Consider the following 9,658-nt stretch of genomic DNA (forward strand, 5'->3'; position numbering starts at 1 on the left):
CCGCCGCCGGGAACCCCGCCGGTCCCGGGCCGTGGCCGGCCCGCCCGCCGGGGGCCGCGGCCGTGCGAGCGGCCCGGCGGAATACGGGGGCCCGCCCCCATTGGGAAGCCCGCCGCCGCGGTTCACGCTCGCCCTATGGACCTGAACGCGACAGAACCGACGATCGACGTCCTCGGGCCGATCGGTGCGACCGTGCGCGGGATCCGCGCCCCGCTCGGCGGCCGCCGCCCCAAGACCGTGCTGGCCGCGCTGATCCTGGCGCGCGGCGCGCTGGTGAGCGAGGAGCAGATCATCGACGCGGTGTGGGAGGAACGGCTGCCGGACAAACCGCGGCAGGCGCTGCACACCTATGTCGCCGACCTGAGGCGGGCGTTGGAACCGTGGCGGTGCGCTCGGCAGACGCCGGTGGTGCTGCTGCGGCACGCCGGCGGCTACCGGCTGGAGCTCGGGCGGGACGCGCTGGACAGCGCCCGGTTCGCCCGGCTGGTGCTGGGCGGTGCGTCCGCCGCCGCCGACGGGCACCCCGCCGAGGCGCTGGCGCACGTGGAGGCTGCGCTGCGGATGTGGCGCGGCCCGGCCTACGCCGACCTGGCCGGACTGCGGCTGGTGCAGGCCGAGACCGCCCGCCTGGCGGAGCTGCGCTCCACCGCCCGGGAGATCCGGGTGGCGGCCCGGCTGGCGCTCGGCGAGCACCATCTGACGCTCGCCGACAGCGAGGAGCTGACCGCCGACTACCCACTGCGCGAGTCCGGTTGGGCGTTGCGGGCGCAGGCGCTGTACCGCTGCGGACGGCAGGCCGAGGCGCTGGCCGTCCTCGGCTCGGCGCGCCGGCTGCTGCGCGAGGAGCTCGGCGTCGACCCGGGCCCGGAGCTGGCCCGGATGACCGAGCGGGTGCTCGCCCACGATCCCGCGCTGCAGTGGCGGGCCGCCGCCGGCTGACCCGGCCGCGGCGCCGGATTCAGGCCGCGGCCGGGGCGGCATCCGGCGCCGCCGTGGGCACCTTGACGTCCAGCCCCCGGCGGGCGGCCAGCACCGCCGCCGTGCACAGCGCGAACAGCACGGCCACCACGGCCAGCGCCCGCGCCGCCCCGACCGTCTGCAGCAGGAACCCGGCCGCGAGCGGCGCCAGCGGCTGCAGCGCGCCGCCGATGAACGAGGTGGTGCCCACCACCCGCCCGTACACCTCGTAGTCGACCACCAGCAGGGTGGTGGTGCCGATCGCGGCGCCGACCACCGGCCCGAGCAGCAGCACGCCCGCCAGCGCCGCGCCGAGCGCGACCGGACCGCCGAGCAGCGCGGCCGCCGCGGTGCCGAGCAGCCGGAGCAGGCAGACCCCGAGCAGGATCCGGTGCAGCCCGAACCGCCGGTGCACGTACGGCGCGAAGGCGGAGCCGACCAGGCCGCAGACGGCGGCGGCGCTCAGCGAGGCCCCGATGCCGCCGCCGTCCGCGCCGGGGCGCAGCAGCAGCACGTACGTGAGCATCGACACCGCGGTGTTGGCCGGCACCGAGTAGCCGAGCGTGCCGCGCAGGAACGGCGTGCGCCACAGCACCGCCAGCCCGGTGCGCAGGTCGGGCCAGCCGCGCGGGCCTGCCGCCTGCCCGGCGCCGGCGCCGGCCGGCAGGCCGCGGACGCACACCAGCGAGACCAGGTACGAGAGCGCGTCGAGCGCGAACGGGACGGCCCGGCCGAGCGCGAACAGCGCCCCGCCGGCGGCCGGGCCGGCGACCCCGGCGGTGTAGCCGCGGATCTGGTTGGCGGAGACCGCCTCGGGCAGCTGCTCGGCGGGGACGATGGTCCGCAGCATTTTGCCGGACGCGGGGTTGAACGCCATCATCGCGGCGCCGGAGACCACCACCGAGACGCCCAGCAGCCACAGCGGCGGCCCGCCGAGCAGTGCGCCGGCCGCCACCGCTGCGACGCACACCAGCCGGGCCGCGTCGCAGCCCAGCATCAGCCGCCGCGGCCCGATCCGGTCCGCCAGCTGGCCCGCCGGGACGGCCGTCAGCCAGGTGGTGACGAAGCCGAGCGTGGCCAGTACGCTCGCCCGGGCCGGTGAGCCGGTGGTGGCGACCGCGAGCAGCGGGATCGACAGCACCGTCATCGAGCTGCCGAGGCCGGAGGTGAACTGCCCGATCCACAGCCGCCGGAACGCCGGATTGGCGCCCAGCAGGGAGATCCGGCGCGGCAGCCGCGGCAGCCGCGGGCTCACGGCAGCAGCCCGTCGACGGTGAAGTTGAAGTTGGTCCGCCCGCCGGGGCGGGCGTGCCGCAGCCGGTCCAGGAAGAGCGCCACCCCGATCGACCCGGTGGCGAAGTCGGTGCTCTCGCGCAGCGCCTGCTCGCCGGGGAAGACCACACCCTGCGGACGGTCGATCCGGCTCAGCAGCACCCCTTCGGCGACCCGCCGGGCCTCGGCGAACCACCGTTCCTCGTGGAGCAGTTCACCGGCGTCGAGCAGGACGTTGCCGAGCCCGGCCAGCCCGTGGAACAGCTGCGGCAGGACGGTGTACTTGCGCGCGGAGTCGGCCAGCAGCCGGGGGAGCACGGCGAGCAGCTCCGCGTCCGGGCGGGCCGCGAGGTAACGCAGCACGGTGGTGGTCACCCCGGCGGTGCCCTCGTCCCAGTAGTTGCGCAGCACGCCGCCCTCGGCGCCCGGCTCGCGGGCGGTGCCCGGGAAGACCAGCGCCCGGCCGGAGATGACGGTGCCCTGTCCCAGGTCGAAGGCGAGCGCCTCCCGGCCGAGCCGGTACCAGCATTCCTGACCGGTCGCCAGGTGCAGGTACAGCAGGAACAGCGCGATGCCGCTCGCCCCGTGGCCGTGGCCGACCCGGACCCGTTCGCCGTCCGGTCCGGCCTGCGGCCACCGGGCGCCCCGTTCGTCGCGGACGCAGCCGGCGGCCAGCGCCTCGCCGGCCTCCAGCGCGTCCGTCAGCAGCCGGTCGTCGCCGAGCCGCTGCCACAGGTGCAGACAGGCCGTGCCGTACCCGGCCGCGCCGTGCAGCACCCCGGGGTCGGCGAAGCGCAGCGGGTGGACACGGGCCCGGTCCATCAGCGCGCCCGCCACCTCGGGCCGGCCCAGCTCGTCGAAGACCCAGGCGATCCCGGCCTGGCCCAGGTACAGACCGGGCGGGTACCGGCCCGGGTCGACGTCCCGGGCCAGCGCCCAGGCCAGCAGCCGCTCGGGCACCTCGCCGCGCAGCCGGTGCAGTCCGTGCAGCACGCCCATCGCGCCGTACGCCACCGACAGCGGGTTGGTCTGGAACACCAGCGGGTCGGCCGGGAACAGCCGGTCCTCGCGCTGCGGGTCGGCCACCGCCTCCGCGTACGCGGCCACCTGCTCGGTGAGCGCGGCGAGTTCGGCGTCCGACGGGCCCGGCGGCCGGTCGGTGCCGTGGTGGCGGACGGTCGCGGGCAGCGCCAGCGGGACCGGCCGGTCCCAGCCCGGGTGCGTCTCCAGTGGCAGTGCGTCGATGCGTTCGACCACCTCGGCGCCGTCGAAGTCCTCGTCGGTGGCCGCGGCGTCGGTCAGCCAGCCGACCAGGTCGACCAGTTCGGCGGGCAGCGCGAGGTCCTCGGCCAGCGCGGCCAGGAACCGCGGCAGCGCCGGCCGGTGGAAGCCGGTGGTGTTGTTCACCACCATCAGCGAGGAGAGGACCAGCGCGCCGAGCGCGTGCCAGTCGGCGGCCCGGTCGTAGCGGTCCGTCGCCACCAGCCGCGGGCTCGCCAACCCCACTGTGTAGATGCCCAGATGGTGGTCCTCGTCCTCGCGGACCGCGGTCTCCAGGTCGAGGATCCGCACCGTCGCGCCGTCCGGCGAGACGAAGGCGTTGGTGTACGACAGGTCGCCGAGCAGGATGCCCCGCTCGTGCGCGGCCGCGACCGCCAGGGCCAGGCCGCGCCACAGCGTCCGCTGTGCGAGCAGGTAGGCGCGCACCGCCTCGGGCTCCAGGCCGAGGGTGACCACCGGGTTGTGGACGATGCTGTGCCGGCCGTAGTGCAGGCCGTCCAGCACCTCCTCGACCAGGAAGGCGTGGCCGCACTCGTGGAAGAAGTCCACCGGGCGCACGAACAGGCCGGTGTCGGCCAGTTCGGTGAGCAGCCGGTACTCCTTCGCCAGGACGTCGGCCGCCCACCGCCCGGCCCGGCCGACCATCACCCCGGGCCGGGCCTCCTTCAGCACCACGTCGCGGCCGGTCTGCGCGTCGGTGGCCAGGTACACGCCGCCGCGGTTGCCGAACGCCAGCGCGGTGTGCGGGGTGTACCGTCCGGCCAGCGGCGCGTCCGGCTCCTCCGGCTCCGGCGGGAACGGGTCGACGGCCCAGTCCGGGGCCTCGAAGTAGGGCGCGCGGACGTCCGGCACCGGGGTCCCGTCCGGCGCACTGATCATCAGGTCGCTCAGCCCGTCCGGCCGCAGCCGGTTGACCGCGGCGAACCCGCCGTAGCGGTAGTAGACGGCGGTCGACCCCGGCCACCGCCGGTCGGAGAGGATGTACGGCCCGGTCCGGCCCTCCAGCGCGGCCGCCAGCGCCCCGCCCACCGCGTGGAACTGCTGCTCGTCGGCCGGGTACACGGTGATGAACTTGCCGCTCGCGGTCCGCGAGAAGGTCTTGTTGCCGGTCAGCCGGACCGCGTACGGATCGATCAGGAACTTGCACCGCACCCCGGCCCGCAGCAGCACCGGCAGCGCCAGCCGCAGCACCTGCACGCTCTCCCCGGGCAGCGCCGTGACGTGCAGCTTCCAGCCCTGCGCCGGGCCGGGCCCGGCTGCCGGCGGGTCCGCGATGAACCACAGCCCGCGCCGCCGGGTCCGCCAGCCGTCCGGCGCCAGGGAGCGGAAGACCGCCAGGTGCTCGGGTTCGGGCAGGTGGCGGCCGGCCGTCTCGTACCAGCGCTGGTCGAACGGCAGGTAGAACTGGAGGGCTTGCCAGGAGATCATCAGCGGTTCCGTCCGGGCTGGTTGGGCGGTCTTCGGGCGGGGATCGTCCGGCGGCCCGGGGCCGGCCGCGGGCCGGGCGGGCCCCCACGCCGCGCCCGTCCGGCGGCCGGCCCCGACCGGGGCGCCGAACGGGGGGCGGCGCCTCGGGTACGGACCGGCCGGACCGGCCATGGGCCCCGGCGGCAGCCGCCGCCGGGGCCCGCAGAATCAGCCGTTGCAGCTCTGCGAGTCGCAGGAGCTGCAGCTGATGGCCTCGTAGTCCTGGCCGCCGTGCTCGGTGGTGTCCATCTTCTGGAGCTTGAGGACCTTCGACATGAAGACCCCTCCCTTCGGTTCGGTCCGACCGTCCCGGCCGGCCGGCCGGGACGTGGGAGCAGCGTTCCACCGGGCACTGGGAACGGAATGGGAACCCACTGGGGACCGCCGCCACCCGCCGGCCGCGCGCCGCTCACAGCGGCGCACCGGCCGGTGTGCGGCGGGCTTAACGGGCCGCCCGGTCCCGCGTGACCTGGGGGTAATGCGGCCTTCCTACGGTGCTGACGGTGGGAGCGGCTCCCACCATCGGCCCGGCGGGAGGGAGACCAGGTGACGGCGTCAGGCGCGAGGACGGACAGCGTGCGGACGGTCTGCTCGTACTGCGGCGTCGGCTGCGGGATCGTGCTCGACATCGCCCGCGACCCGGCCACCGGACGGCGCACCGCGGCCCGCGCCACCGGCGACCGCGACCACCCGGCGAACGCCGGCCGGCTCTGCACCAAGGGCGCGACCAGCGCCGACCTGATGGCCGCGCCCGGCCGGCTGGAACGGGCGCTGGTGCGCACCGAGCGCGGCACCGCGCCCGCCGCCACCGACGTGGACGCGGCCGTCACCGCGGTCGGCGGACGGCTGCGCGCGATCCTCGACGAGCACGGGCCGGACGCGCTGGCGTTCTACGTCTCGGGCCAGCTGAGCCTGGAGGCGCAGTACCTGGTCAACAAGCTGGCCAAGGGCTTCGTGCGGACCAACCAGATCGAGTCCAACTCCCGGCTGTGCATGGCCAGCGCGGGCTCCGGCTACAAGCTGTCGCTGGGCGCCGACGGGCCGCCCGGCTCGTACCGGGACTTCGACCACGCCGACGTCTTCCTGGTGATCGGCTCCAACATGGCGGACTGCCACCCGATCCTGTTCCTGCGGATGATGGACCGGGTGAAGGCCGGTGCCAAGTTGATCGTGGTCGACCCGCGGCGCAGCGCCACCGCGGACAAGGCCGACCTGTACCTGCCGGTCAGGCCCGGCACCGACCTGGCCCTGCTGAACGGCCTGCTGCACCTGCTGGTCGAGGCCGGCCAGGTGGACGAGGAGTTCATCGCCGAGCACACCGAGGGCTGGGAGGAGCTGACCGCCTTCCTCGCCGACTACCCGCCCGACCGGGTCGCCGAACTCACCGGCCTCCCCGAGGACGGCATCCGGCAGGCCGCCCGGTGGATCGGCGCGGCGGGGGAGTGGATGAGCTGCTGGACGATGGGCCTCAACCAGTCCACCCACGGCACCTGGAACACCAACGCGCTGGTCAACCTGCACCTGGCCACCGGGGCGATCTGCCGCCCCGGCAGCGGCCCGTTCTCGCTCACCGGCCAGCCCAACGCGATGGGCGGCCGCGAGATGGGCTACATGGGCCCCGGCCTGCCCGGCCAGCGCTCCGTCCTGGTCGAGGCCGAACGCGCCTTCACCGAGGACCTGTGGGGGCTGCCGCCGGGGACCCTGCGCACCGAGGTCGGCCGCGGCACGGTCGAGATGTTCGAGCGGATGGCGGCCGGCGAGATCAAGGCCTGCTGGATCATCTGCACCAACCCGGTCGCCTCGGTCGGCAACCGGCGGACCGTCATCGCCGGCCTGGAGGCGGCCGATCTGGTGGTCACCCAGGACGTGTTCGCCGACACCGAGACCAACGCGTACGCCGACGTGGTGCTGCCCGCCACGCTCTGGGCGGAGTCCGACGGCGTCATGGTCAACTCCGAGCGCAACCTCACCCTGGTCCAGGGCGTCCTGGACCCGCCCGGCCAGGCCCTGCCGGACTGGCGGCTGATCGCCGGGGTGGCCCGCGCGATGGGCTTCACGGACGGCTTCGGCCACACCAGCGCCGAAGAGGTCTTCGAGGAGCTCAAGCAGGCCTGGAACCCCGCCACCGGCTGGGACCTGCGCGGTGTCGACTACGAGCGGCTGCGCGCCACCCCGGTGCAGTGGCCGGCCCCGGACGCCGACGGACCCGACCGCAACCCGGTCCGGTACCTGAACGACGGCGTCAGCCAGACCCTGCTGGTCCGCCCCGACGGCAGCCGGCCCGCGCTGGCCTTCCCGACCTCCTCCGGCCGGGCCCGGTTCTTCGCCCGGCCCCACCTGCCGCCGGCCGAACTCCCGGACGACGACTACCCGTTCGTGCTCAACACCGGGCGGCTGCAGCACCAGTGGCACACCCTCACCAAGACCGGGAAGGTCGCCAAGCTCGGCCGGCTGAACCCCGGGCCGTTCGTCGAGATCCACCCGGACGACGCGGCCGCGCTGGGCGTCACCGCCGGCGACCACCTGGAGGTCGCCTCCCGGCGCGGCCGCGCCGTACTGCCCGCCGTCGTCACCGACCGGGTACGGCCCGGGGACTGCTTCGCGCCGTTCCACTGGAACGACCTGTTCGGCGAGTACCTCAGCATCAACGCCGTCACCAACGACGCGGTCGACCCGGTCTCCTTCCAGCCGGAACTCAAGGCCTGCGCCGTCGCGCTGCGGGTGGTCCCCGCCCCCGAACCGAAGGAGACCGCCCCGGTGCCCGCCTCCGCGCCGCACCTGCTCCCGGCCCGGGCCGCGGTGCCGTTCACGCCGGACGCCGCCGGTGCCCCGGCCCCACTGGCCACCCTGGCCGCCGTCCTCGGCCTCCCGGCGGCCGCCCGGCCGGTGCTCGCCGCCCCGGAGCAGCGCTACCTGGCCGGCTTCCTCACCGGACTGCAGGCCGCGCCGGACCTGCCGGGCGTCCCCGTCCTCCCCGCCGACGCGCCGTTCGACCCGGAACGCACCCTGTGGGTGAACGGGCTGCTGGCCGGCCTGTTCTCCCGTACGGCGGCGCCCGCCCCGGCCGGGCACGCCGGCACCGCGCCCGACGCCCCGCCCCGGGACGCCCCGGAGGTGCTGGTGCTCTGGGCCTCGCAGACCGGCAACGCCGAGGAGTTCGCGGCCACCGTGGCCGGGCGGCTCGCCGAGCGGGGCCACCGGGCGCGGCTGGCCGCCATGGACGACACCACCCCGGACGCACTGCCGCCCGGCGGGCCGGTGCTCTTCCTCAGCAGCACCTTCGGCGACGGGGAGGCGCCGGACAACGGCGCCGGGTTCTGGTCGGCGCTGACCGCCGCCGGGCGGGGGCCGCTGCCCGGCCTGCGCTACGCCGTGATCGCCTTCGGCGACTCCACCTACCAGGACTTCTGCGGCCACGGCCGGCGCCTCGACGAACGCCTCGAAGCCCTCGGCGCCACCCGCCTGGTGCCGCGCGCCGACTGCGAACCCGACTACGAGGAGACCGCCGACCGGTGGCTCGACCAGGTCTGCTCCGCCCTCGCCGCGGGCACCGCGCCCGCCCCCGCGCGGACCACCGCGGCCGCCGCACCCGGCGCCACCGCGGCGCCCGCGGGCGGGGCGCCGGTCCACACCAAGGCGTCCCCGTTCCCGACCCTGCTGATCGGCAACCGGCTGCTCAGCCTCCCCGGCTCGCAGAAGGAGGTACGGCAGTTCGCCTTCGACACCCGCGGCGGCGAACTCGCCTACCAGGCCGGGGACGCCCTCGGGGTGCGGCCCGCCAACGGCGCCGCCCTGGTCGCCGAATGGCTCGCCGTCACCGGCCTGGACGCCGACGACCCGGTGGACGTCCCGGACTCCGGCCCGGTGCCGCTCGGCGAGGCGCTGCGCACCCGGCTGGACATCGCCCGGATCACCCCGGAACTGCTGCGCTTCGTCGCCGAGCGGACCGGCGACCGGGACCTCGGACGGCTGCTGCGGCCCGACAACAAGGGCGAGCTCGCCAAGTGGAGCTGGGGCCGGCAGGCCGTCGACGTGATCGGCGCCCACCCGGTCCGGGCCACGGCCGCCGAGTGGGCCGGTGTGCTGGGGCGGCTCCAGCCGCGGCTGTACTCCATCTCCTCCAGCCCGCTCGCGCACCCCGGCGAGGTCCGGCTCACCGTCTCCGTGGTCCGCTACACCAACGACCTCGGCCGCCGGCGCAACGGCGTGTGCTCCACCTACCTGGCGGACTGCGCCGACGACGGGCCGGTGCCGGTCTACGTCCGGCGCTCCCCGCACTTCCGGCCGCCCGCGGACCCCGCCACCCCGATGATCATGGTCGGTCCGGGGACCGGCGTCGCCCCGTTCATCGGCTTCCTGGAGGACCGGCGGGCCCGCGGCCACACCGGCCGCAACTGGCTGTTCTTCGGCGAACAGCGCCGCGCCACCGACTTCTACCACCGCGAGGAGCTGGAGTCCTTCCAGGAGTCCGGCCACCTGGACCGCCTCGACCTCGCCTTCTCCCGGGACCAGCGCAACAAGGTCTACGTCCAGGACCTGATGCGCGAGCGCGGCCGACGGCTGTGGGAGTGGCTCAACGACGGCGCCCACCTGTACGTCTGCGGCGACGCCGGCCGGATGGCCAAGGACGTCGACCGCACCCTGCGCGAGATCGTCGCCACCCGCGGCGGCCTGTCCCCGG

General features: G+C 75.8%; 5 protein-coding genes. 2 read left to right on the top strand and 3 right to left on the bottom strand.

What is annotated here, in order from left to right:
* Positions 1–135 precede the first annotated feature (135 nt).
* Entirely contained in the window at positions 136–939 is an 804-nt protein-coding gene (locus tag AA75_RS41260; RefSeq protein WP_051814303.1) for an AfsR/SARP family transcriptional regulator, read from the top strand.
* Between the two features lie 19 nt (positions 940–958).
* Here the strand turns inward: AA75_RS41260 and AA75_RS41265 are convergent, their stop codons facing one another.
* From AA75_RS41265 to AA75_RS51285, 3 genes are all read right to left on the bottom strand, one after another.
* Entirely contained in the window at positions 959–2,212 is a 1,254-nt protein-coding gene (locus AA75_RS41265) for an MFS transporter (RefSeq protein WP_033825652.1), read from the bottom strand.
* On the bottom strand, positions 2,209–4,938 hold the full coding sequence (gene lanKC, locus AA75_RS41270; protein WP_033825653.1) for a class III lanthionine synthetase LanKC: 2,730 nt from the start codon (positions 4,936–4,938) through the stop codon (positions 2,209–2,211). Before lanKC ends, AA75_RS41265 begins: the two co-directional genes overlap by 4 nt.
* 207 nt (positions 4,939–5,145) lie before the next feature.
* The gene (locus AA75_RS51285) at positions 5,146–5,253 is read right to left on the bottom strand and encodes a class III lanthipeptide (protein ID WP_199520549.1); all 108 of its coding nucleotides are present in this window, start codon (positions 5,251–5,253) and stop codon (positions 5,146–5,148) included.
* Positions 5,254–5,523: 270 nt separating this feature from the next.
* Here AA75_RS51285 and AA75_RS41275 point away from each other — a divergent pair.
* Positions 5,524–9,658: bifunctional nitrate reductase/sulfite reductase flavoprotein subunit alpha (locus tag AA75_RS41275; protein WP_033825654.1), on the top strand; the 4,135-nt coding region annotated here is incomplete at its 3' end.

Origin of the sequence: Kitasatospora sp. MBT63 (assembly GCF_000710465.2) — a bacterium.
GTDB lineage: Bacteria > Actinomycetota > Actinomycetes > Streptomycetales > Streptomycetaceae > Kitasatospora.